Here is a 25,745-nt window from a genome sequence, read left to right as displayed (position 1 = left end):
ATTCAATTTTGTAGGAAAACCAAATTTTTCTTAATTTCTTCATAATAAATAAAACATGTTAGCAATAACTACTAACATGTTTTATGGTTAAACATCTGAAACTGTACTCTTACTTTCGTGCTTATAAATTGCAAGTAAGAATAAAATTGTCATCACTCCACAAAGAATGACATTTCCAATCAATAGATTTTGAATATAGAAATTGTAACTTGCTATTAAGAAGCTTAACAAATGCGGAATCATTGTCACAATCATGACGAGAACTCCACCAATCGGATACATTAAAAATATCATAAACACAAATGCTTTTTTCGATGTAAACTTGTTCATCACTATAAAGAAAGTTGTCACTCCCATAAAACTTGCAAACAAGCTAAGAAAAATTGCGATTATTCCAGTCATAGAATTTAAACCAAACTGTATCATTTCTACACTAAAATAAATATGAACAGACCCGATTGTCCAATCCACGTGTAAAGCTGAAGCCATCAAAAAGATGATTACAGCGATTAGTACATTGATACTATTCAACAACAATTCATTCATAATAATTTTCGTTCTAGTTAACCCTGCCATCGTACTCAATTGAAATTGAGGGATACATTTTAAAAATATACTGAATATCATCGCAAACGTTATCAATGTACTTCCTTCAAACTCAAACTCAAACACAAAAGTTTCCATACGAGGAATCAGTGAAAAAATAACAACTATACTGCTAAAGAATAAAAATGTTATCCCTATTACTTTTAAACGTTCCATTAAAAATAACTTTAGTAATCTTTTTTGTAAATTTGACATGACGATCACCTCTACATTCCTACGCCGACTTCTTTACTTTCATGATGACGAGTCACTACATATAATAATAAAGCAGAAACAGCAATCATCACATAACTAAGCGGAAGATTATATTGTTTCATTTTGTCTAGGAAGTTATTTACTGCTTCTGTATGAGCAAGTATACCAAGAATAACAAATGTCCCCCCTAAACTTAGACTAGTTACTACCAGCACAATTTTTTGATTAGTAAATTTATTTAAAATAAGCCCTAAAGCTGAGGTAAATAAATACATCACCAATAACCATCCCCATAAAGAAAGAGTTCCTAGAGCAACATTAGTTTCTAAACTAGGCCATTGAATTAATTGAATCCCAACTGAAGCTGCTTGATCAGATAATACATAAAAGAAGATACTTTTAAGCGTTAATATAGTTGTCATAACAGCTCCCATATAAATTGAAAATTTATATTGCTCGATTCTTGTAAAACTCAATTGATTCATCACTCTAAAATTAGAAACAGAAAAAGCTATTCCCAATAAAGTAATTGCTAAAAAAGTTATGGCTGGTAAATTTATTGTAAATGAAAATCCCTCAGATCTATCGATAAAGTTTAAAACATTAATGACACCCAAATAAGAACCTAAACCAATTAATAAAATACGTAAATAATCTAAAATTTGAAATTTCAACAATTGATAAAATCTAGGCATCTTATTCACCTTCCTTGCGTGTTAGTTGAATAAAGTACTCTTGTAATGTTAAGCGACGTACGGAATAATCAGCTGTTTCTTGAGGAACTTGTTGTGAAATGATAACAGCTTGTAATTGATTTCCAACTTCCTCTTGATGAATAATCGTTTGATTTGCGATCAACTCACTCACAACTGATTTTGATCCAGTTACTAAATAAGCATGTTGTAAAATTTCTTCTACACTTGATTGTTGGAAAGTCACCCCATCACGAATTACAATTACTTCTTCTAATAAGTAAGAGATTTCTTCGATTAAATGAGTTGCAATGACAAAAGTTCTTGGTCGACGAGCATACGCTTCTAATAATTTTTTATTAAATAATTGACGGTGGTTTGCATCTAATCCTAAAACTGGTTCATCTAAAAACACATAGGATACAGGTACACTTAGTGCTAATGTTAATTTTACAATACTCTTATACCCTGTAGATAATTCAACTAATTTCTTTTTCTCATCAACTCCAAATACTTTCATGCATTCTTCGGCAAACTCTGTATCAAATTCTGGATAAATTTCTTGGAAAACTTTGACAATCTTTTTCACTTTCCAATCAATTGGGAACCAGTTTTCAGGACTGGATAAGTAAATATCACTCATTGCTTCTGGAGTTGTCCATAAAGGCTTATTCTCTAATAAGATTTCTCCTGAATTTTTTTCAATTCGATGAGCGATCATATTTAAAACAGTACTTTTTCCAGCACCATTTCTTCCTAGTAATCCATAGATGCTTTCAGGTTGTAATGTAAAACTCACATCTTTTACTGCAAGATTTTTTTTATATTTTTTTGATAAATTTCTAACTTCTAAAGTCATATTTTTCACTCCCTTATCTAGTCATTTCTTTTTCAATCATTGATAATAGTTCCTGACTACTAATTCCTAATGTTTGTGCTTCTTGAACGATGGTTGGAATCGTTAATTCCAAAAATTCTTTTTGTCGTTTTGTTTGGATAATATGCATTGCACCTACGCTTACATAAGTTCCTAATCCTCTACGTTTTTCTAAAATATCTTGTGCAACCAATAAATTCATCCCCTTTAATACTGTTGCTGGATTAATTTGATAACTCGTGGATATCTCTGTTGTTGAAGGAACTTGATCCCCTTCTTGATAAGTTCCTCTAAAAATTTCTAATTCTAGTTGGTAAGCCACTTGTTGAAATAATGGCAAGTCACTTTGAAAATCAAATTTCATTCCTCTCTTCCTTTCTATAAAATCAAACGCTTTACCGGTTAACTACTTGTGTAACTAACTATAAACCTTTTATCTCCTTTTGTCAACTAGTTAGAAAAAATTTTTTTAGCAGCATTAATAAAATTTAAGAAGAAAAAATTCCCTTTTTCTGCAAGGTCGCCAGCAGCCTCGCAAAGCGAGTCTCATGGCTAAAATTCGAGCCTAGGTCTCGAATTCCCCCTATAAAAATCCATAAACTGGATTTTTATTTATGCTACAAAGAAAATTTTTTCTTCTTAAATTTTTTATACGCAAAAAACTATTAGATGAGATTCATTCCCTATCATGGAAAATAGCATTGGAAATATTGAATGAAGAATACAACAAACACAAAATAATTGTTTATTGCACAATTTATGTTATACTAAAGATACAAAAAGAGCCGAGCGCGAACTCGACTCTCTTGTAGATCGTTAAAAAGACGGTGGCTTATTTTTAGTGTGTTAACACCGCAAACTCGTCAAAGTCATGAGCGGTGTTATTTTTTTGTCATTATTTCTATGATTTTGGACAATCAATGATAACAATGCCAATAGTACCATGACAAATGTACCTATCAATGTCATCACTTCATAGTTTGACAAATCGCAACCTCCTTCCTAGTAGATTTAATTCAATGCTCATAAGCATCACCTACCTTTTTAAGAGATTGCTACCGCTTTCAAACTTTCTACGCATATACTGTACCATAAACGTTTTTAAAATGGAATAGCTCTATTTTTATTTCATTCAATTTATAATTTAGTTTTAGAACAGAATCATATACTTTTACGTCCAAATATCAAAACTATTGTGAAATTACGCTCATATCGTATAAAATTCCAAAAGAAAAAATTTCTTTGCTGCATAAATAAAAATACATTTTTATGGATTTTTATAGGGAAAATTCGAGACCGAGGCTCGAATTTTAGCCATGAGACTCGCTTTGCGAGGCTGCTGGCGACCTTGTAGCCAAAAGGAATTTTTTCTTTTGGAATTTTATATACGAAAAAAATCCTGCTAATGATTTCTCATCGACAGGATTTTTTAGAAAAGTCATTTTCTTATAAATATTGTTCTAACAATTCTTCTAATTGTTCTTTAGAATGGTAGCCAATAACTTTATTTACTACTTCTCCATCTTTCTTAACAATTAAAGTTGGAATACTCATTACTCCAAATTGACGAGCAGTATTAGGATTTTCATCAACATCTACTTTTGCAAAAGTTACTTTATCTCCCAATTCTTCGTCTAATGCATCGATAACTGGAGCTTGCATACGACATGGTCCACACCAAGGTGCCCAAAAGTCTACTAACACAACTCCTTCATTTGTTTTTTCTACAAAATTGCTATCATTTAATGATTGTACCATTAAAATCACCCTTTCTTCTCACTTGTAACCATAGTATAACAAGCCTCATTCCATTTACAAAATATTCTGCTCACGAAAGAAAAGTCTATCGATATTATTTAAATAAAACTACGGTAGCTCCATTTCCACCCATATTCATTGGAGCAAATTCATAAGAAGCCACACTACGATGTTTCTTCAGAGTCTTATGAACCCCTTGTTGAATCGCACCCGTACCACGACCATGAATAATCGTTACACGAGGATATCCCGCTAATAAAGCTGCATCTAAGAACAATTCTAAATCCTTAATCGCTTCTTCATAACGTTTTCCACGTAGATCCAATTCCGTTAAAACATGACTCGAACGATGACTCTTCACGATTACCTGAGTTGGTTTACTTGGTTCTTCATCGATACTAATCAAGTCTTCAACCGGCAATTTCATCTTAATAATACCCATTTGAACAACCCATTCTTGCTCGGAAATTTTTTCAACTAATGTTCCTCTTTGTCCGAAACTTGTCACTTCTACACTTTGTCCTGGGCGCAATGATTTCTTAGCTTTTTCACGTTTTAGTACTTTATTTTTCTTCAACGCTTGTTCATGTTTTAAATCCGTTAAAGCTGTTTTCTTCTCAATTAATTCGTGTTCTTTCACAACTGTTTCCTTACTCTTCAATTGCATTGCACGAATATCTGACAAGATTTTTTCTGCATCTTCTTGACTTTGAGATACTAATTCATTTGCTTTTTCTTTTGCTTGTTCAATGAGTCGAGCTTTATTTTCCTTGAAGTTTTCTGTTTCAAGTTTCAATGCTTCTAATAATTGCGAACTTTCTTTCAATTGTTGTTGAATGACTGATTTTTCTTGGTCTACAATGCGACGTTTTCTTTCCAAATCAGAAATCATTTCATTCAATTCTTGGCTTTCAACTGAAATAAATTGGCGTGCTTGTTCAATTACAACTTTTGGAAGTCCAAGTCTAGCTGAAATATCAAAGGCATTACTTCGGCCTGGAACGCCTAATAAGAATCGATATGTTGGCTTCAGTGTATCACTATCAAACTCCATACTTGCATTAATTGTTCCTACACGATTATATCCATAGACTTTCAATTCAGGATAGTGAGTCGTTGCAATGACATAACTTTGTTTTGTTCCAATATAATCTAAAATCGCAATCGCTAATGAAGCTCCTTCTTGCGGATCGGTTCCTGAACCAATTTCGTCCATTAATACTAAACTTTTCTCATCAATTTTATGTAAAATTGAAACGATATTCGACATATGAGATGAGAATGTACTTAAGTTTTGTTCAATAGATTGCTCGTCTCCAATATCTGCAAAAATTTGCGTAAAGACTCCAACACGGCTATCCGGTAACGCTGGAATATATAATCCCATTTGAGCCATTAATTGGATAATTCCAATTGTTTTTAAAAGAATCGTTTTTCCACCCGTATTCGGTCCAGTAATGACAATTGACTGATATTCTTGTCCTAAAATAATATCATTGGCAACTACTGATTTTGGCGAAATAAGCGGATGTCTTGCTTGCCAAATGGCAACATGGTTTTCTTCATCAATAATCGGCTCATTCGCTTTTATTTGTTTGGCATAGAGTGCTTTTGCATTTGCGATATCTAAACGAGATAATACATAATGATTTTGTGTAAGTGAAGGTGTGTAAGGCATTAATTTTTCTGATAATTCCAGTAAAATACGCTCGACTTCTTTCTTTTCTTGTAATTGATAATCACGTAATTTATTATTCAAGTTTACTATCGCTTGTGGTTCCATAAATAATGTTTGTCCTGTTGCACTCTGGTCATGCACAATTCCACCAAAGGTTGATTTGTATTCTGCTTTAACAGGAACAACATAGCGATCATTACGAATGGTAATTAAAGAGTCTGTTAAATATTTTGCATATTTTCCTGTGACATATGTATCCAATTGCCCTTTAATTTCTTGTTCGGTTCTAGAAATTCCTTGACGAATTCCCTTTAACGCAACCGATGCATCATCTAATACATACCCATCTTCACGAATCGATAGTTGTAATTGTTTCGAAATTTCTGGTAAATATTCTAATTTCTCCACTAATTGTGGTAGTCGATCTAATACAATGTCTTCTTCCTTCACTTTTTCAAAAAAAGTTGCCACTTGATTAGTAGTTTGTAATACTTTTAAAATTTCACTTAATTCTCTTCCATTTAAACCTGCTTCTACTTCTAATCGTTTAATCGATACACTAATATCTTCTAATTTAGGAATCGGAATTCCTTGTTTTAATCGTAAAATTGTGACAGCATCTCTTGTTTCTTCAATTTTGTGTCGAATTTTTTTAGCATTAGTTTCAATGGGTAATTGAAGAATCATTGTTTTTGCTTTTTGAGTATTCGCAAATTCTCTGACAGCATGTCGAATTTTATGAAATTCTAAAATATCTTCAATTTTCTGATTCATGCTTTCTCCTCCTTTAGACAGAAAAAAAGTGAAAAATAAATATTATTTTCCACTCTTATAGATTTTACTATTTTATATTGAATGGATTTCTAATCATAGATTATGAAAACAACCACATTTTAACAATTCCTGAGAAAAATGGAGTATTTGTCACAATCCAATTCGCTAGAGTATGTCCTTCAAAAATCTTTTGTACTGAATCTGTAGGAATCATCGCTACTAAATATAATACAAAGAAAATCGCTACATAGTGGAAAACAAATCCTAAAATCGCTCCTCCTAATGTATTAAATTGCTTAATAATTGGTAATTTTATCATTTCTTTAATTACAGTAGTAATCAAACGAACAATTGCCCAGTTCACAACCATAATAACAATAAACGAGAATAAGTAATAAAACGATTGATCCATTCCTAATGCTTGACCTTCAGAAAAAATCGCTAAATGCGTTCCAGGAATGTATGATGGAAAAGGGACATACATTTCAATCATTTTAGAAAATGCTCGATAAACAAATATAGCAATAAAAGTAGAAATAATATAGCCAATAAAATGAAGGATTTGTAAAGCTAATCCTCTTCTAGCACCTGTATAAATTCCTAATAATAAAAATAATAAAATGCCAATTGTTACCATCAAGCACCTACTTTCTCCATAAATCTTCTTGTTCCGCAAATTGTTTTTCAAATTGTTCCTTACGTTCTAGAGCAATACTTTGACGTTTACTTCCTCTAGGATGAGAAACACTTTTCTTCAATTGTTGATTTTCTTCTTCTAACATCATTAATTGTTCTTGTTTTTCTAATTGTACACTTACTGCATTAATCGCTAGTAAAATAGCTTTTTCTTCATTCGAACACTCTTTCGCAACTTCACCAAGTTCATTCCACTGTTCATTTAATAATTTAATGACACTATGCATATGCTGATGAGATTTAGTACCTAAAATGGTATACGTCTTGCCAGCAATATTTGCACGATAACGCTGTTTCTTTTGAGACACAACTTTCATCCTTTCATTCGTTACCATATTATGTTAAGTGTACCATTTTTCAAACAAAAAAAGAAGCCGTGCGGCTTCTTTTTTTACGTTAGAAGAATAAACTGTTATTTTTTTCTGATTGATAACTATCACGTACACGTTGCGCAGAACCAGGGTCCACTTGGTTTAATGCTTTTTCAATAATCGCCAATGATTCAGCATAACGATAGAAATGATTAAATTGTTCTAAAGCTTGTTGAATCGCTGTATCCATTTCAGGATGTTCTAAACGATAACGATTAGCTTGTTGAATCATGTACTCTGTTAATTGCGCATTGTCTACAATTTCTTCTGTCATAATATCTAATTTTTCAACATCATCTTCAATGGTTTGATTTAATCCTGTAATTTCAGTCATATCTAATTTCACACGATTCATTAATTGAGATAATTGTTCGATACGAGAACTTGTTGCAAAGAATAATTCTAAATATTCTTTTGGTAAGCCTGGTAAATGATATTTTTCAATCGTACGTTTCATATTACGTAAATCTAATTCAAATACATCTAAACCATCACGAATACTCTTCTCTTGTTGACTTAAGTCCGTCAATGTATTTACTAATGCTAATTGATTTTCATCAATTTCTTTTAAAGTATTTAATACAATTTCATAATGTTCTTTCACAATTGAATAAGGAACTTGTTGATTTTGTAAAGCTTTACTGTAGTAAGCAACAGCCTCTTGTTCTTTTTCTAATTGTTTTGCAAAATCTTGAACACGATTAAATTCATTATTTGCTAATACAAAGTTTTGAGATACACGATCGACTTCAATATTTACATAACGGTTACTTTGTAAAACTTGATTTAATTTTCTTTCTACTTGATTACGATTTCTCTTCACAAATGCTTTTGCTTCATATTCAGTTTCCATCACTAAATATAATTGATCAATTTCACGTGCTACTTTATCTAATTGTTGACGAGCTTCTTCTAATTCAGTTGCCTTAATATGTTCTCTTGCAACAGCAATAATCTCTTCAATTTTTTGAATTTCAGTTGGAATAGAAATTTTAGGGAATTGATAGTGCTCTTCCACCATTTTTTGATAGCCTTCTTTTAAGTCAGCTACTTGGTCTTCATAATCTTCTTCAATTTCTTTTAAGTATTTAGGAACTTCCTCAACGATTTGTTCGAAATCTTGCATTTCAGCTTCGATTCGACCTAGAACTTCTTTAGCTTCTAAGTGGTCACCTTCATTTGTTAAAGTATTGAATTTTGTAAAATCTAATTCTAAATAAGATAGACGTTTTTCTAATGACTCTAACGCTTCACCAAATGAAAAACTATGCGCTAATAAATCTTTACGCATACTTGCATAACGTTCTTGTAACACTTCTAATTCTTCACGGTTTTTCTTTTCGCTGTCTAATAATTTTTGTAATGCAGTGTAAATTTTATCTACTTCTGCTTTTGTTTCTTCAATTAATTGACTAGCTTGATTAGAAATTTGAGCGCCTTTTACAAAATTCAAACGTTGTGTATATTGTTCTGCGCTCACTAAAGCTGCTTCAATTTCTGGGAAGCGGAAACGAGTAATGGTTTGCCATGTTGCTTGCCATGTTTCATATGTACGCTTTGTTTGACCTGTTAAATTCAGATTTTTTAACGTAAATAGAATATCTGCAATTGGAACAGTCATTAATTTTTGTTTTTTAACTCCTAATTCTTCGATAATTTTACTTTGTTTTTGACTTAAGTAATGTGCTACTCCATAACCAATGGCCCCTAATACCACGATTACAAGTAAGAAATATAAAAATCCCATATCTCTTCCTCCAAAATTTATTTATCTACATATTAATTTACATACAGGACTAGTATATCACGTTTGTATACTCTATAGCAAAAAATTTTTTCGAAAAAAAAGGACCAAAATCCGCATTTTATAACGGAAATTTAGTCCTTTAGAAAGTTTCTTTAATTTCTTATTTGATTAATTCATAAATTGCTTCAGCATAAATCGCTGCTGAACGGAATAAATCATCTAATGCAAAGAATTCATTGGCTTGGTGCATTGTATCAATTGAATCTGGGAATAAAGCTCCGTACGCTACTCCACGTTCAAAAATACGACCATAAGTTCCTCCACCAATAGATTGCTCATGAGCAGGAAGTCCTGTTTGTTTTGCATACACCTCTAATAATGTAGCTACCAATGGATCTTCTGGTGAAACATAGTGAGGTACTTGAGATTTGCCAGCAAAAACAGTTAATCCATACTTAGAAGACACCGAATTTGCTTTTGTTTCAACTGTTTTAGCATCAATTCCACGTGGGTAACGGAAGTTAACCACTAATTTTCCTCCTACTTCAGGAGCAAATGTTAAGATACCCGCATTTGCTGTTAATGGTCCCATTACTGAATCTTCAAATGCTACATTTAATTTTGCACCATCAGTATCTAAGTGAAGCACATCTGCAGCAAATGATAAGAAGTTTTTCGATTGTCCTGCAAAATCATATTGATTTAAGAATGCTGCTAAATAAGTAGCGGCATTAATACCAGCTTGCGGAGTTGAACCATGAGCCGATTTACCAACTACATCTAATACAACAACACCTTCATTCACTGAAGCTCTTCCTTCTACTGGATTTGCAGCAATATAAGCTTCAAATGCTGCTACAAATTCTGAAGAATTTGGTACAACTACTTCTGCTTTTGCATCTTGAGGTACCATATTTTCTCTTAATCCAGAATGGAAGTTTTTCAATTGGTATTCGCCTGTGCTTTCTCCTGCAGCTAACTCAAAATGTAGAGATAAAATTCCTTTTTCCCCGTTAATAATTGGGAATTCAGCATCTGGTGAGAAACCAAAATCTGGCATTTCTTCTGTTTTGAAGTAACGATCCATACATTTCCAACCAGATTCTTCATCTGTACCAATAATGAAACGAACACGTTTTGAAACTGGTAAGCCTAATTCTTTAATCATTTTTAACGCATAATAAGCTGCCATACTTGGTCCTTTATCATCACTTGAACCACGAGCATAAATACGGTCATTAATAATTTGTGGTTCAAATGGGTCTGTTTCCCAACCTGTTCCAACTGGAACAACGTCCACATGTCCTAATACTCCTAATGTTTCTTTATAATCAGGATTTGGAGCAAATTCAATATGACCTGCTAAATTTCCAACCATTTTTGTTGTAAATCCATCACGTTCTCCAATTGCTAAAAAGGCTTCTAAAGCTTTTTTAGGACCAGGACCTACTGGTGCATCCTCACTTGCTTTTGAATCATCACGAACACTATCAATACGTAATAAATCAAATAAATCTTTTAATAAGTCTTCTTTACGACTTTCAACTTCTTTTTTCCAATCAATTGTCATATTATCGCTCCTTTACGAAATTCATTAGGTTTATCTTATCATTTTTCTATATAATTTGCTAGAAGAGAACACTAAAAAAGGAATAAGAAACATTCATTTCTTACTCCTCTATTGATTACAATTCTACATTAAAAATTTTTAAGACTTCTAATTCGGAATCCTTTAAACTACGAAACTCTCCAAGTTTTAAGGATTCATCTAAGTGTAATGGTCCCATACTGATTCGTTGTAAATCTACGACCGTTTTTCTGCAAGCTTTCACCATACGTTTCACTTGATGAAATTTACCTTCTTTTATCTTAATTTGAACGACTGAAGTTTGATGACCCTCATCAATAGAAAGAATCTCTAAATAAGCCGGCATACATTCATAACCATCATCTAATGTAATTCCCTTTTCAAAAGAAACTTGATCCTCCTGAGTTATAATTCCTTCAATTTTAGCAACATAAGTTTTTTCCACATGTTTTTTTGGGGATAACATTGCATGACTCAAAGCTCCGTTATTGGTTAATAATAGAAATCCATGCGTATCAATATCTAGTCTTCCTACAGGAAAGACTCCTCGTTTTTGTGCTAACTCACCAATTAAGTCCAACACGGTTGCGTGTTTCGTATCCTCTGTTGCTGAAATAACCCCTTTTGGCTTATTCATCACATAGTACAAATATTTTTCATAATAGACTCTTTCATCATCTAAATAAATTTCATCTAATTTTTCATCAATTTGTACTTTACCATTCGTCACAATTTCTTGATTTTTTCGAACACGCTTTTGCTTTAAAATGAGTTTCACTTGGGAACGTGTTGCTATTCCAGAATCGGCTAAAAACTTATCTAGTCTCACTGAACCTACTCCTTCATTTTTAGTTTTCTACGAATCGCAACCATTCTTTGCCCTAATAATTCGTCCGCTAATCTTGTATACAAACTCATCAACCCATAAACAATCACTCCAACAAAACCAACAATCGCAACAGCAATCATCCCCATTAATTTTCCATCAATATTAATGATTTGTTTTAACCCTACTAGAGTTAAGGAACTAACAATCATCATGATGAAAGAAATTCCAACTACTTTGGCTAATTGAATGCCCACTTTTCTTAGATTAAATAAAGTTTGATAATATAAATGATAACCCATATAAACAGTTGCTAAAATAAATCCAAGACTTGTTGCCCATAATGGACCTGCACCTTCAAAGAAATAAATCATCATCGGTTGCCATAACATTTTCACCACTAAAGCAATCACTAAAGCTTTAATCGCAATGATATGTTGCTGCATGGATTGTTGAATCGAGGTAAAGACTGTAAAAGCCCCCATAAAAATACATAAAATACAGGAAATCATTAATAAATACGTTCCATCTTTACTTGGAGAATAGAACACATTATAAATTGGCTCGGCTACAACTGCCATCCCAACAGAAGCAGGAATCATAATAAAGGAATATAAACCAAGATTTTCCTCAATCACATTTTTCACTTCTACATGATTTTTCACGGAATAATGAGAAGCTAATAATGGTAATGCCGCTGTTGAAATACTAATGGCAAGAGACAAAATAATCATAATAATTTTATTGGCATTAAATCCAAAAATCGTTAATAATTCTTTACTTTGTTCAAAATTCAAATGAGTAAATGTCATCGCTAAAGGTTGGAAAGTTTCTTGATCCAAAATACTAATTAGCTGAATACTTGAAGTGACAATAACAAATGGTAAAGCTTCACGAATGACTTCAAATACAATACGACCAAAACTCATATTACGAGCAGAACGCCCTTCACTCATTAATTGCTTCATTCCTGGCATATCTTTCCACATTTTATACCCTAAGTACACAAATGCAACGACTGCCCCTACAAATGCAGCAAATGTTGAATGAGCAACTGCTACAGCATAACTGCCACCGAATAATTTCATCACGATGAACGTTAAGAGTAACATATAAATAATACGCACGATTTGTTCCCATAACTGAGATTTAGCAGAAGGTGCCATATCACTATACCCTTGATAATATCCTCTTAATAAACTTAATGGGGGAATAATCACAACCGCTGGAACAAGCGAACGAATGACCATAATACTATCTTGAATTTCTTGAGCAGAACCACCTTTTGCAAAATAAGGAGCCGTTACAAACATGACAATCGCACTGACAATTCCTGTTGCGGTCATAAATAACATTCCGCCTTTAAAAATGTTCCAACTTGTTTCGTAATCTTTTCTTGATTGATTATCCGCCACAATTTTTGAAATAGCCACTGGAATCCCAGCCGTTGAAATTTGTAATACTAATGCATAAATATTGTATGCAATGAAATATAAGAAGTTGGCATCATCTCGTTGAGTGGCAAACATTGCTCCCCATGGAATAATGTATAATGCTCCTAGTAATCTGGAAACCATACTACCAATCGTTAGCCAGGAAGAACCTTCTAATAATATTTCTTTTGAATCTCTTTGCATACGGATTTTATCGCTTAATCCAATTGATTTTTTACTATTCCGTATCATAATATCCTACTTTCATGAAAAGTTTTTCTAATCCTAAGCGTACAATATTTTTCAAGCATTGTAAAATAAAAAATAAAATGACTGTTTCAGCATTTTTTCTGCTGAAACTGTCACTCTATCAATCGTACTCTAATGTATGCATGTCAGACACCAAAGACTTTTCATAGTAGTATTGGTGATAAAAGCCAAGGTTGGCTTTTATCACTGGAAAATTTGAGACCTAAGGCTCAAATTTTAGGTATGAGACTTGCAAAGCAAGGCTGCTACCGTCCATTACTACTATAATCAGAAAAGTCTTTAAAAATTTATGCCTTTAAGGCTGGACCAAACGGTGCTTAAACGCATAAATGGTCGCTTGTGTACGATCTTCCACTTGTAGCTTCGATAAAATATTCGAAACATGTGTTTTCACAGTTTTTAACGTAATAAAACACTCGTCAGCAATTTCTTGGTTCGACTTTCCTTGCGCAATCAATAAAAGCACTTCTTTTTCACGACTCGTTAATTCTTCAAACAAGCGAAATTCTTCTTCCACTTCATGACGATGTTCTAACTTCTCGCTCACTTCTTTTTCAAACACGCCTTTTCCACGATAAGTATCACGAATCGCTTGAGCAATTTCAGAAGCTGACGAAGTTTTTAGTAAATAACTTTTCGCTCCAGCACTAATCGCTGGATATACTTTTTCATCATCGATAAAACTTGTCACAATAATAATTTTTGCTTCTTTCCATTTCGATAAAATTTCTTTTGTGGCTTCAATTCCATCCATCACCGGCATTACTAAATCCATTAAAATAATATCTGGTTTTAATTCTAATGCTTTTTCAACACCAATTTTTCCATTTTCTGCTTGAGCGATGACTTCAATATCTTCTTGAACAGATAAATAAGCTGATACCCCTAATCGAACCATTTCGTGGTCATCTACTAATAGAACTTTAATCATTCAACTACTCCTTCTCCTGCTTTTGAGGAATTTTAATTTCAATAATCGTTCCTTGATTGGCAATACTAATAATTTTGCATTGCCCTCCCATTCCTGCTACACGTTCTTCAATATTTTTCAAACCATAACTTCCAGATTTTGAAATACTTGTATCAAATCCAACACCATCATCAACTAGTTTCAAAATCATATAATCATCCTTTTGTTTTAAAAAGACTTCTAATTGTTTGGCTTTTGCATGTCGTAATGTATTAGACACCAATTCTTGTACAATTCTAAACAGATGATCTTCAAATGTACTAGGTAGTGTTACTTCATCTAATTCCCAATGAAGTGATAATTGCACTTTTGTCGTTAATTCTTTTAATAAACTTTCAATTCCTTGAACTAATGTTTTATTTTCCAGTGAAATTGGACGTAAGTGTAAGAGTAAAGCTCTCATTTCCGATTGAGAATCATTAATCACTTTCTCTACCAAAGCTAGTTGTTGTTGGATTGCCGGAGATAGTTGTTCTTTTTGTTCATTCATAGCAGATAGCATCATCATCGCAGCAAACAATTGTTGGCTCACTGAATCGTGTAATTCTCGAGCAATGCGATGTCTTTCCAATTCAATAATTTCTTCCTTCGTTTCTTCTCCGATATATTCCGGTCTAGAAGAAATTTGTTGAAGATTTTGAACAAATTGTTCCTGCATTTCGGCTATTTTAGCAGTTTCTTGGAAAAATGTATCTAATCGTATCATCAATAAAGGACGATACCAGATTTCATCCACCGATTTTTTAACATTGGAAAATTGCTGATTTCTAATCGCTTCTAACTGATTATAAATGACTGAATCTGTTAATCTTTGTAAAAAAAATACAATACTCGCTGCCATAAAAGTTATAATAAAGACGATTACCGTCACTACTAAAAATAATACAATTAATTGATTCGAAGATAATTTTTCTAATAATTCAATATCAAATAATGAATGTAGAACATTCACTCCTATTAAAAAGATGCTAGAGACAAATAAAAACACGACAAAACAGATTCGTAAAAACCACTTCTTCATGCTTCAATCACCTCAATTTCTCCTACAAGGACTGATGAGATAATGATAATTTTCTTATTACTTGATTCAAAACGTTCTGAATACATTGTAACTGTCTCATTTTTTAATTTTAACTGTTCTCCTTCAAACTTTAACTCGCCAATAAATGCATTATGACAAAGTTTTACCCCAATTCCAATTGGAACAATAACACGAATACGCCCCATTCCTTTTCGAATCATAATGGTATTTTGTTCATTGGGAAGAACGGTATTTCCTAAATCGATAATCGTATCTCCCATAAATTGGCTAATATTAATATCATCCCATTCAAATGTATCTTTTCCAATTTTTTGGACTCCGATCCATTCCTGTCTTTGCGTATCAAATCGCTCAGAAGGTTCTTCTAACTTAACAGAAACATATTTTTTTTTCTTCCAAATCCATTCACTGCCATCTGAAAAATATTTTTTGATTAATTTTCTTCCATATGAAAGACCGTAAACGATCAAAATACTTCCAGCTAGCCAAATTCCCCATGTAGAAAATACAGCTAAAAGAATCATTAATATTCCAAAGAAAAGTCCATTCGTACGAATAAAACGATTTTTCAATTGAACGGCAATTCCTACAAAAATAATTCCTAAAACAAATAAATACAATAAGTGATAATTCGTGAATAATTGAAATCCTGTTAAAAACATCCCAACTGCAAAAATAAATAGAATGAAGATGAATCGATTATTTTTCATTTATATCCTTCTTTCTTTAGAAAACTTCTCACTATAAAAGTATCATATTCCTTCGTTTCTGACTATCCATCTAAAGACTGATTTCAAAAAATGCTAGGTTAGTGACCCTTTATCGTTAGCTTTTATTCTAACATTTTAGGTATCACTTCTCCTAGCATTTCATTTATTAAACTGATGGTGGATTTTGTGAGTCATTTTCATGATCAAAAGCATCTAAGTTTACTTTTCTAGGCTTACTTCCTTCTGAAGGGCCAACATATCCTCTTGCTTCTAACTCTTCAATCAAACGAGCTGCACGATTAAATCCAATTTTAAATCTACGTTGAATATAAGATGTACTTATCGTTTCTAATTCACGAATCATTTCTAATACTTCAAAGAATAAATCATCTTCCGGATCATCTGAACTTCCCTCTGATGTTTCTGGAAGCATCATTGTCTCATCATATTCCACTTCTTGTTGTGTTTTTACAAATTCGACAATTCTTTCTACTTCTTCATCGGTTAAATAAGCTCCTTGCACACGAATCGGCTTATTCTCACCCATTGGAATATATAACATATCCCCTCGACCAAGTAATTTTTCAGCTCCACTTGAATCAATAATGGTACGAGAATCTGTACCACTGGATACGGCAAAGGCAATTCTTGAAGGTACATTTGCTTTAATAATTCCCGTAATAACATCAACCGATGGACGTTGCGTTGCTAAAATCATATGAATTCCAGCTGCACGAGCCATTTGCGCTAAACGAATAATCGCATCTTCCACTTCATTACTCGCAACCATCATTAAGTCTGCTAACTCATCCACAATCACTACAATATATGGAAGTAAAGGATTCTCTTCTCCCGTTTCAGCATTATAAGAAGCGACATGAGCATTATAACCATCGATATTTTTCATTCCCATTGCGGCAAACATTTCATAACGTTTTTCCATTTCAGTTACAACTTTTTTCAAAGCTTGCGCTGCTTTTCTTGGATTTGTGACAACAGGTGTTAATAAATGAGGAATACCATTATAGCCATTTAACTCTACCATTTTAGGGTCAATCATCATTAATTTAACTTCATGAGGTTTTGTCTTCATTAAAATACTCGTAATAATGCCATTAATACACACGGACTTCCCACTACCCGTTGAACCAGCAATTAATAAGTGAGGCATTTTAGAAATATCACATAATCGAACATTTCCAGAAATATCTCTTCCTAAAGGCACATCCAATGGTTTTGGTGATTGAAGAGCTGCTTGAATCACATCACTAAATGCCACAAAACTTGTTTTACTATTTGGAACTTCAATCCCTACATAAGGTTTCCCAGGAATTGGCGCTTCAATACGAATATCTTTTGCCGCAAGAGCTAAGGCGATATCATCACTTAAATTCACAATTTTACTAACCTTCACTCCAATAGCAGGTTTAATTTCAAATTTAGTTACTGCAGGCCCTACTAATGGATTTGGCATAACTTTTGCCTCTACTCCAAAGCTTTCAAATGTTCTCTCTAAAATTTTAAGATTTTTCTCTACAATCATCTTCTCATCGGATTGATCAGATGGTGGAATTGGATTTAATAACGTTAATGGTGGCAATTGGTAATCTGAATCATCTGATTCTCCACTCATCACAAAATCTTCTAAATCTTCTGTATCTTCCTCTTCTGTTGGCTCCACAAGAGGTTTGTAAGAAGTTGGTTCTTCTCTTTTCGGTTGAGTAAACTCCTCTTCTACAACTGGTTTTGTAACAGGTGGTGTTGTTACTTCTGGATAAATTTCTTCAAACTCATCCTCTTCTTCTTCATCAAAAACAAAGTTTTTCATCTTGTCGATTAAAGAAGGTTTCTTTTCTTTTTGTTCTTTTCGTTTTGTTTCAACGACTTCTGGTTTAACTTCCCTTACACGAGATTCTTTTTCTACTTTATTTTCTTCCAATTGATATTGAATTTGAGCAGTCCAATTTCTTAATACTTCAAAGACATCTTTTAAATGAATGTCAAATGCTACAAAGATAGCAATCATAAATAGTACGAAAATCGTTAAGTAAGTTCCCCATTGAGAAACTAAGAAATACGTCACTGTATAAAACAATGCTCCAATCATTCCGGAACCTAAATTTTGTTCAATAGCATTTGCTTTAAAATCAATCGCATAACGGGCCATCATTTCTTTAAATAACTGCCCTCCAGCTTGAACATGATTACTAAAACTAGCTACTTCGACCCATAAAAAAATCGCAATTAAAAGGCAAGTTGCAACACCAATCCATTTTTTAGGAATGGCATGAATTCTACCACGGAATAATACTCCAATTGAAGCGAGTATACCAATAATCCCCGCATATATAAATAAATCACCTACAAAAAAACGAATACTATTTGCAAAGAATCTACCTAAAAATCCTAATTTGAAAATGGCTAAAAATTGAATGAGAATCAAAATTGCCATTACAATTTCAATAGATATTGCAGAATCCGTATTCTTTTTCGTAGATTTTCGTTTTTTCTTTTGTTCTTGCTTAGCCACTTTACTCTCCTTCTGAATATAGTTTTCCTTCTGGTGTCAAAATGAGGACTCCATAATAGAGTTGCAAACAATCTTCACAGGACTCACAATATTCACATTCATTTTCATTCCAAAATGCACAAGAAAACTTCTTCTCACGTTTCTTTTGATATTGCGCTGTATATTTTTCTATTAATTCTTGATAAAGTTTTTTTGCTTCTTCTATAGTGGAACAAGATTCTTCAAGAACAATCATCTCTTTCCAATCGTCCATCATCCACCAAGGTTCATCGACCCCTTTTGTCTGAATAACACAATACATACAATCACCTCTTACTAACAGTATACCAAACTTTTTCAAAACTTGTTATCTTCATCCATTGAAAATTCATATATTTTTGTTAGGATAGTTTAAAGGGGGAATTCAAATGATTACATTACGTCTTAGAGTTTGGGGACTTGTTCAAGGAGTTGGTTTTCGTTTTTACACAAAACGATTAGCAGACCAATTACAGATGAACGGCATGGTTAAAAATAAGATTGATGCTTCAGTGGAAATCATTGTCCAGGATACACCGGAGAGAGCTTATGTATTTGTAGATCGAGTAAAAAATTCTCCGCCCTCTCCGTATGCAAAAATTCGGACATCAACAGTAGAAATTATTGAAAACGAACCGATTTATAAAGGATTTTCAATCTATTATTAATAAGAGAGAAATCCATATACACTGATTTTCATTGCTATTCTATTCAATATAAAGTAAAATGATTGTGTTTGACAGAAAAAAATAAAGGAATGTGATTCATGAAATTAACAAAAAAAGTTCAATTAGCAGCTCTATCGAGCTTACTTGTACTATTTCTATCTGGATGTGTACAAATCGACAAAGCCACTAATCAACCGTATGGGGTTGTGTATGATTATTTAGCAGTACCGACTCAAACCATTTTAAACTGGATTGCTTCAGCAATTGGTGGAAATTATGTCATTTCTATTATGATTGTTTCAATTGTAGTTCGTATTATTTTAATGCCAACGATGTTTAAACAAATGAAAACAATGTTAATGAACCAAGAAAAAATGGCATTATTAAAACCATATATTGATAAAATGAATGAACGTTATGGTGACAACCCAACACCAGAACAACGTATGGAAGTTCAACAATATACGATGGAAATTTATCGTTTAAATAATGTTTCCTTAACAGGTGGCTTGGCTTCTGGATGTCTTCCAGTATTAGTTACAATGCCAGTTTATAGTGCTTTATACAATGCGATTTTATACTCTCCTGAAATTTCAAATAGTTCATTTATGGGAGTTTCATTAGGTAGCACGTATTTACCAATTGCGATTGCAACTGCTGCTATTTATTTAGTTCAAGGATATATTAGCCAAATTTATATGGATGAAACGCAAAAAGCTCAAGCAAAAGCGACTCTATATATGATGCCAGTTATGATGTTAATGTTCACGGTTGGTACAGCAGCAGGGATTGGGATTTACTTCTTCACTTCTGGATTAACAGCAATTTTACAAACATGGATTCAAAATCAATTTATTCGTCCAAAAGTACTTGCAGAAATTGATGCTGAATTAGAAGCACAAGGTAATAAGGTTATTCTTCCAGAAACTTCAAACGTTGTAAAGAGTGCTAATCCAACCACTAGTGCACCAGCTCAACAAACATTTGCACAAAGAAACCGCACATCAACAGGAAAAAACAGCGGAAAACAAAACCGTAAATAAAATAAAAAAATAATTAAGACTTTTATGAAGTTGCTAAGGACGCCAGCAACCCCTTCGGGTTTCATGGCTAAATTTTGAGCCTGTAGTCTCAAAATTTCCTGTAATATAAGCTTTTTAAGCTTATATTACTCAAGCTACTTCAAGAAAGTCTTTTTTTAATGGTAATAAAAAAACGTGAAGTTAGGAGTTTATTTTCCCTACTTCACGACAATTGTTCCGTCTATTATATAACTTTTCTTTCGAATGGGTCGATGCTGATGCCTTGTTCTAATACTTGTTTTGCGTATTCTTTTGCACCGAATAATGAATGGTCTTTATAATTTCCACATTGGACAGCTGAAATTCCTTGAATATCTTCAAAACGAATGTCATTCACAATTTGTTCTAATGTAGCTTTTAGTGCAACTGCAATTGTTTCTGCACTTGGAGTTCCCCATGTAATTAAATGGAATCCTGTACGGCATCCAAATGGAGAAATATCAATAATTCCTTCCACTCTATCTCTTAATAAATCCGCTAATAAATGTTCAAATGTATGAATCACACCTGTTGGCATTTCTTGCTTATTAGGTTGTAAGAAACGAATATCGAAATTCGTAATACGATCTCCTTTTTCTCCAACTTCTACTGTAATTTTACGCACATAAGGTGCAATCACTTTATTATGATCTAATGTGAAGCTTTCTACTTCTGCCATAACAAAACCTCCTAGTAATCTATATAACAGAGCCACTATACACCAAAATAGAAAGCACTGTCAATGAAATGAATTTCATCCCTTTATGTACTTTTAACGTATCGTGCTATAATTATGGATAAAGAAATTAATTGATCAGCAAAGGAATGCATTATGAAAAGAAAAACATCTTTCAAACAAAAACTATTTTATTTTTTAAGTCCTCTTCTCATACTGATTAGTCTGATTATTGGCTATTTTATTTATGGATATACAGCTTATTATCGTTTAGAAGATAACTTACCTTTAACAGTCACAAGTCCTACAGACCAATCTCTCGATGCTGGAAAAGATTATACCATTTCCTCATTTAATATTGGATATGGAGCTTACCCTCAAGACTATAGCTTCTTTATGGATGGTGGAAAATATTCAAGAGCATACAATCGACAAACCGTATTAGACAATATGCAAGGAATCCAAAATGCTATTCAAACGATTCAAGCAGATATTGCTCTATTCCAAGAAATAGACACGGATGGAGATCGTTCCCAACATGTGGATGAAGTAGAATTCATCACTCAAGCGTTTGAGAAGCAAAATTGGGTGTTTGGACAAAACTATGATTCACCTTATTTATTTTATCCAATATTAGACCCCATTGGAAAAGCAACATCTGGACTCCTAACGATGTCAAAATATACGATTCAATCGAGCCAACGATATAGTTTACCCATTGAAACGAATTTTAATAAATTTTTCGATTTAGACAGAGCTTTTACTGTTAGTTACTTACCCGTTTCAAATCAGAAGCAATTAGCATTAATCAATATTCACTTATCTGCTTATACAAAAGACCCAACCATTGGAAAAAGCCAACTAGAAAAACTATTTAACTATATGGAAAGTAAATATGAAAAAGGAAACTATGTTATTGTCGGTGGTGACTTTAATCATGATATATTACTTGGAAAAAGTCCGGAAGTCTTCCAAACATCCGATGAACCACAAACTTGGACTCATCCATTCCCAGTAGAAAATCTTTCAAAGCATTTTACATTAGCAACTCAAGGATTAGCAGAACAAAAAATCCCTTCTGCTCGTGCATTAGATGAAGGCTACCAAAAAGGGAAAACATTCGTGACATTAGTCGATGGATTCATTATTTCAGACAATGTGCAATTCAATCATGTCCAAGCACACAACTTCGAGTTCCAACATTCCGATCATAACCCCGTTTCAATGAGTTTTAAATTGAAATAAAAAAAATAGCGCGTTATTGCGCTATTTTTTATTTCATCCAAGATATATTATTAATTTTTGTTTTTCTCACTTTTTTATATTTTCTAACATCACTTTCATGTAAAGTAATTAATCTATAATAATTCCCTACTTTTCTTAATCCTAATACTAAGGCTGTTCTTCCTTGTTCCTCATAGAAAACCAAATCAAGACGCATGTTATTACTATTTAAGTCTTTATTTAAAACACAAACTTTCACTTTTTTATCATAGAAAACTCTTTCTATAAAAGAATAATTAATAAATCTAGAAAACATCTGTCGAAAATTAGTACTTTTTGTAAAATCAGATAAAAATAAATTATTATCTTTTATCCTTTGTATACTCGCAGTCGCATTGATACTTTTATCTAAGACATAATGTAATCCCAATAAATGGTGCAAATCATGTTCATGAAAGGTAACAACAATTTTATCAAATTTAGGATAGTTTATCTCCAATAAACATTTTTTATGACAAAACTTTTCCTGATAATCGATTAAAACACTTTGTAAAGTTGCATCATTATCCATAGTCGCTCCTTAAAGCAAAAAAAATAAGCACGGAACGGAATAGTCTCCGAACAAGACAATCGATTAGTTACTCATATAAAGCAACTAACTCCCTACTGTTGTGCTTTTTAGGCTTATCGCAAGGGAACAGTTCATTAGCTCTGCCAAGCAGTGTAACGTGCTTTTTTACACTTCTATATCACTATAGATTATTGAAAAAATCTGTAATTGAAAGGATAAAATTTCTCCCTCAACTCTGACATCATTCTATAATAACTATTTTCTTTTGTCAATTTTTAGTGATTCTATCAATTTTTACTTTCAAATTCATCAAGATATAATACTTCTACTTGTCCTGACCAATCTAATATACAACCAATGAAATCAACAATATCTAAATCCTTCATTTCATATGTTTCCCCATTATTCACACTGGAAGTTGCATCTTCAATATAAGTTACTTTATAACCTCTATCTGAAGCAATAATAGCAGAAAATAAACAACAATATTCCGCATTTAATCCTGTAATTACAACTTCTTTAATTTGATACTTCAATAAAATCTCCGTCAAATCTTTACATTGAAAAATATTTGGACTTTCTTTTTCAATAATATAGTCAGCTAAAACTGACAATTCTTCATCTAAACTGCCACTTTCATTTCCATTGTAAGTAATACTATTTTCATCATTATCAATATGTCTCGTATTAATAATGATATCTCCATTTTGCTTAAAAATGTTTTGTAATGTTAAAATGTTTTTTCTTAACTCGTCAAAATTTCCACGTTCTAACATGCCTTTTTGACAGTCTAATACAATTAGTGCTTTCATTTGTTTAGTTTCCTTTATTTATAATATTCATTAAGCTAATTATAAATTATCGTTACTATGTTTTGTATAGCTTTATTTTCTACTTTTTCCATATAACTATACCGATGTGGAAGTAATTTAGAGAAGTTTTGTCTCTTATATCCCTACCCAACAAAAAAAGACTAAAAATTTTCATTTCTAGCCTTTTCTGGACGTCACTACGTCCCCCCACTTAATAACAAATATATTCTAAAAGTAAATTACCCTATTGTCAAATCCTATTCTAGCCCTTACTAATATATCAAGTTCTTTCATTAACAAATACGACTAAAATTTTGTAAAACATTTAGGATTTTAGCAATCTCTGGTACTTTTTCTGGTACTTTTCCCATTCCAACTAAAAATTGTAATTAGAAGGGATTAAATTCATGATAAAAAGAAAAAAACTTTTCTTCGTAGCAAAAGTACTTTGTACAGGGAAAATTTGAGACCTAGGCTCAAATTTTAGCCATGAGACAGCATTTGCTGGCTGCTGGCGACCTTGCTACGTAAGGAAAGTTTTTTTCTTTTTATCGGTTAACCGACCGAGCCCTCCATCTCATAAGCAATTAATCGGTTTAATTCAACTGCATACTCCATTGGAAGTTCTTTTGTAAATGGTTCAACGAATCCCATAACAATCATCTCTGTTGCTTCAGATTCACTAATTCCTCTACTCATTAAGTAGAATAATTGTTCTTCAGAAATTTTTGATACTTTTGCTTCATGTTCTAAAGCGACTTTATCATTATGAATTTCGTTAAATGGAATTGTATCTGATTTTGATAAATCATCCATAATAATCGTGTCACATTCGATATGAGAAATAGAATAATCAGATTTCTTACTAAAGGTTACTTGTCCACGATAGTTTACGACACCACCATCTTTTGCGATTGATTTTGAAACAATCGAACTAGAAGTATGAGGTGCATTATGAATCATTTTTGCTCCTGTATCTTGGTGTTGACCTTCTCCAGCAAAGGCAATTGATAACATTGTCCCTTTTGCATAAGGTCCTTCTAAAAATACAGAAGGATATTTCATTGTTGTTTTTGCTCCTAAGTTTCCATCGATCCATTCAACTGTTCCATGAGCTGCTGCACGAGCACGTTTAGTTACAAGATTGTAGACATTATCAGACCAGTTTTGAATCGTTGTATAACGGCAGTATCCACCTTCTTCTACGAAGATTTCTACAATCGCAGCGTGTAAGCTGTTTGATGAGTATGTTGGTGCTGTACATCCTTCTACATAGTGTACGCTTGCCCCTTCATCTACAATAATTAATGTACGTTCAAATTGTCCCATATTTTGGTCATTAATACGGAAGTACGTTTGAAGTGGAACATCACATTTTACGCCTTTTGGTACGTAAATAAACGTTCCTCCTGACCATACTGCTGAGTTTAATGCTGCTAATTTATTGTCTGTTGGTGGTACTAATTTTGCAAAATATTTTTCGAATAATTCTGGGTATTCTTTTAACGCTGAGTCTGTATCTGTGAAGACAATTCCTAGTTTATCGAATTCTTCTTTCATATTGTGATACACAACTTCTGATTCGAACTGTGCAGATGCACCTGCTAAATAAGCACGTTCTGCTTCTGGAATCCCAATTTTTTCAAATGTATCTTTGATTTTCTCAGGAACATCATCCCAAGAACGAGCTGGTTTATCACTCGCACGTTTGAAATAGGTAATCGCATCAAAATCAATATCTGATAAATCTGCTCCCCATGTTTGCATTGGCATTTTTTCAAATGCTTTTAAAGATTTTAGTCGGAATTCAAGCATCCATTCTGGTTCGTTTTTCATTTTTGAAATTGTACGAACGACTTCTTCGCTTAATCCAACTCCACTATCAAATACGGGCGTTACATCTTCATGAAAGCCATACTTGTAATCTTCTAATTCTGGAACTCCACTCATTT

24 protein-coding genes are annotated in these 25,745 nt (G+C 32.7%); 3 read left to right on the top strand and 21 right to left on the bottom strand.

Annotated features, from left to right (window positions below):
* Nucleotides 1–87: 87 nt before the first annotated feature.
* The 17 genes from RWM24_RS01070 to RWM24_RS00990 form a co-directional block, all read right to left on the bottom strand.
* Entirely contained in the window at nucleotides 88–801 is a 714-nt protein-coding gene (locus tag RWM24_RS01070) for a hypothetical protein (protein ID WP_314110749.1), read from the bottom strand.
* Between the two features lie 11 nt (nucleotides 802–812).
* Nucleotides 813–1,496, bottom strand: coding sequence for a hypothetical protein (locus RWM24_RS01065; RefSeq protein WP_314110748.1), 684 nt, complete (start codon nucleotides 1,494–1,496; stop codon nucleotides 813–815).
* 1 nt (nucleotide 1,497) lies between these two features.
* Nucleotides 1,498–2,352, bottom strand: a complete 855-nt coding sequence (locus tag RWM24_RS01060) for an ABC transporter ATP-binding protein (protein ID WP_314110747.1) — start codon at nucleotides 2,350–2,352, stop codon at nucleotides 1,498–1,500.
* A gap of 13 nt (nucleotides 2,353–2,365) precedes the next feature.
* The gene (locus tag RWM24_RS01055; protein ID WP_314110745.1) at nucleotides 2,366–2,734 is read right to left on the bottom strand and encodes a GntR family transcriptional regulator; all 369 of its coding nucleotides are present in this window, start codon (nucleotides 2,732–2,734) and stop codon (nucleotides 2,366–2,368) included.
* 1,082 nt (nucleotides 2,735–3,816) lie between these two features.
* The gene (trxA, locus tag RWM24_RS01050) at nucleotides 3,817–4,128 is read right to left on the bottom strand and encodes a thioredoxin (protein ID WP_314110744.1); all 312 of its coding nucleotides are present in this window, start codon (nucleotides 4,126–4,128) and stop codon (nucleotides 3,817–3,819) included.
* Between the two features lie 94 nt (nucleotides 4,129–4,222).
* On the bottom strand, nucleotides 4,223–6,580 hold the full coding sequence (locus tag RWM24_RS01045) for an endonuclease MutS2 (protein ID WP_314110742.1): 2,358 nt from the start codon (nucleotides 6,578–6,580) through the stop codon (nucleotides 4,223–4,225).
* Nucleotides 6,581–6,680: 100 nt separating this feature from the next.
* Nucleotides 6,681–7,217 (bottom strand): CvpA family protein, encoded by a 537-nt coding sequence (locus tag RWM24_RS01040; RefSeq protein WP_314110740.1) that lies wholly within the window; start codon nucleotides 7,215–7,217, stop codon nucleotides 6,681–6,683.
* Nucleotides 7,218–7,224: 7 nt separating this feature from the next.
* Nucleotides 7,225–7,584, bottom strand: a complete 360-nt coding sequence (gene zapA, locus RWM24_RS01035) for a cell division protein ZapA (protein WP_314110738.1) — start codon at nucleotides 7,582–7,584, stop codon at nucleotides 7,225–7,227.
* An 88-nt stretch (nucleotides 7,585–7,672) separates the two neighbouring features.
* The gene (locus tag RWM24_RS01030) at nucleotides 7,673–9,394 is read right to left on the bottom strand and encodes a septation ring formation regulator EzrA (RefSeq protein ID WP_314110736.1); all 1,722 of its coding nucleotides are present in this window, start codon (nucleotides 9,392–9,394) and stop codon (nucleotides 7,673–7,675) included.
* 160 nt (nucleotides 9,395–9,554) lie between these two features.
* Entirely contained in the window at nucleotides 9,555–10,964 is a 1,410-nt protein-coding gene (pepV, locus tag RWM24_RS01025) for a dipeptidase PepV (protein ID WP_314110734.1), read from the bottom strand.
* Nucleotides 10,965–11,079: 115 nt separating this feature from the next.
* Nucleotides 11,080–11,811: a pseudouridine synthase gene (locus tag RWM24_RS01020; protein WP_314110732.1), complete on the bottom strand. Its 732-nt coding sequence runs from the start codon at nucleotides 11,809–11,811 to the stop codon at nucleotides 11,080–11,082.
* A gap of 5 nt (nucleotides 11,812–11,816) precedes the next feature.
* Nucleotides 11,817–13,493, bottom strand: a complete 1,677-nt coding sequence (locus RWM24_RS01015; protein ID WP_314110730.1) for a polysaccharide biosynthesis protein — start codon at nucleotides 13,491–13,493, stop codon at nucleotides 11,817–11,819.
* Between the two features lie 313 nt (nucleotides 13,494–13,806).
* Entirely contained in the window at nucleotides 13,807–14,442 is a 636-nt protein-coding gene (locus RWM24_RS01010) for a response regulator transcription factor (protein ID WP_314110728.1), read from the bottom strand.
* 4 nt (nucleotides 14,443–14,446) lie between these two features.
* Nucleotides 14,447–15,502, bottom strand: coding sequence for a sensor histidine kinase (locus RWM24_RS01005; protein ID WP_314110726.1), 1,056 nt, complete (start codon nucleotides 15,500–15,502; stop codon nucleotides 14,447–14,449).
* Complete coding sequence (gene liaF / locus RWM24_RS01000) at nucleotides 15,499–16,233, bottom strand: cell wall-active antibiotics response protein LiaF (protein WP_314110725.1); 735 nt, start codon at nucleotides 16,231–16,233, stop codon at nucleotides 15,499–15,501. The genes RWM24_RS01005 and liaF overlap by 4 nt, the downstream gene beginning before the upstream one ends.
* Nucleotides 16,234–16,399: 166 nt before the next feature.
* On the bottom strand, nucleotides 16,400–18,763 hold the full coding sequence (locus tag RWM24_RS00995) for a DNA translocase FtsK (RefSeq protein ID WP_314110723.1): 2,364 nt from the start codon (nucleotides 18,761–18,763) through the stop codon (nucleotides 16,400–16,402).
* Nucleotide 18,764: 1 nt separating this feature from the next.
* Nucleotides 18,765–19,064, bottom strand: coding sequence for a DUF1033 family protein (locus RWM24_RS00990; protein ID WP_314110721.1), 300 nt, complete (start codon nucleotides 19,062–19,064; stop codon nucleotides 18,765–18,767).
* A 106-nt stretch (nucleotides 19,065–19,170) separates the two neighbouring features.
* On the opposite strand from RWM24_RS00990, the gene RWM24_RS00985 reads away from it, so the two are divergent.
* On the top strand, nucleotides 19,171–19,449 hold the full coding sequence (locus RWM24_RS00985; RefSeq protein WP_314110719.1) for an acylphosphatase: 279 nt from the start codon (nucleotides 19,171–19,173) through the stop codon (nucleotides 19,447–19,449).
* Nucleotides 19,450–19,547: 98 nt separating this feature from the next.
* Entirely contained in the window at nucleotides 19,548–20,492 is a 945-nt protein-coding gene (yidC, locus tag RWM24_RS00980) for a membrane protein insertase YidC (RefSeq protein ID WP_314110717.1), read from the top strand.
* A 223-nt stretch (nucleotides 20,493–20,715) separates the two neighbouring features.
* Here the strand turns inward: yidC and RWM24_RS00975 are convergent, their stop codons facing one another.
* The gene (locus RWM24_RS00975; protein WP_314110715.1) at nucleotides 20,716–21,189 is read right to left on the bottom strand and encodes an S-ribosylhomocysteine lyase; all 474 of its coding nucleotides are present in this window, start codon (nucleotides 21,187–21,189) and stop codon (nucleotides 20,716–20,718) included.
* Between the two features lie 153 nt (nucleotides 21,190–21,342).
* On the opposite strand from RWM24_RS00975, the gene RWM24_RS00970 reads away from it, so the two are divergent.
* Nucleotides 21,343–22,431 (top strand): endonuclease/exonuclease/phosphatase family protein, encoded by a 1,089-nt coding sequence (locus RWM24_RS00970; RefSeq protein ID WP_314110713.1) that lies wholly within the window; start codon nucleotides 21,343–21,345, stop codon nucleotides 22,429–22,431.
* Between the two features lie 28 nt (nucleotides 22,432–22,459).
* Here RWM24_RS00970 and RWM24_RS00965 read toward each other — a convergent pair whose 3' ends face one another.
* The 3 genes from RWM24_RS00965 to sufB all read right to left on the bottom strand — a co-directional run bounded on the left by RWM24_RS00965 (nucleotide 22,460) and on the right by sufB (nucleotide 25,743).
* Nucleotides 22,460–22,981, bottom strand: coding sequence for a PBECR4 domain-containing protein (locus tag RWM24_RS00965; RefSeq protein WP_314110712.1), 522 nt, complete (start codon nucleotides 22,979–22,981; stop codon nucleotides 22,460–22,462).
* Nucleotides 22,982–23,268: 287 nt separating this feature from the next.
* Nucleotides 23,269–23,793 carry an isochorismatase family cysteine hydrolase gene (locus tag RWM24_RS00960; RefSeq protein WP_314110710.1) on the bottom strand — a complete coding sequence of 175 codons (525 nt, stop codon included), beginning with the start codon at nucleotides 23,791–23,793 and terminating at the stop codon, nucleotides 23,269–23,271.
* A 555-nt stretch (nucleotides 23,794–24,348) separates the two neighbouring features.
* Complete coding sequence (gene sufB / locus RWM24_RS00955; RefSeq protein ID WP_006702908.1) at nucleotides 24,349–25,743, bottom strand: Fe-S cluster assembly protein SufB; 1,395 nt, start codon at nucleotides 25,741–25,743, stop codon at nucleotides 24,349–24,351.
* Nucleotides 25,744–25,745 lie beyond the last annotated feature (2 nt).

The sequence above is a fragment of the uncultured Granulicatella sp. genome (assembly GCF_963516875.1).
In the GTDB taxonomy this organism is placed as follows: Bacteria; Bacillota; Bacilli; order Lactobacillales; family Aerococcaceae; genus Granulicatella.
The sequence above is the reverse complement of the archived record's forward strand: the minus strand, read 5'-3'. Positions and strand labels throughout refer to the sequence as shown.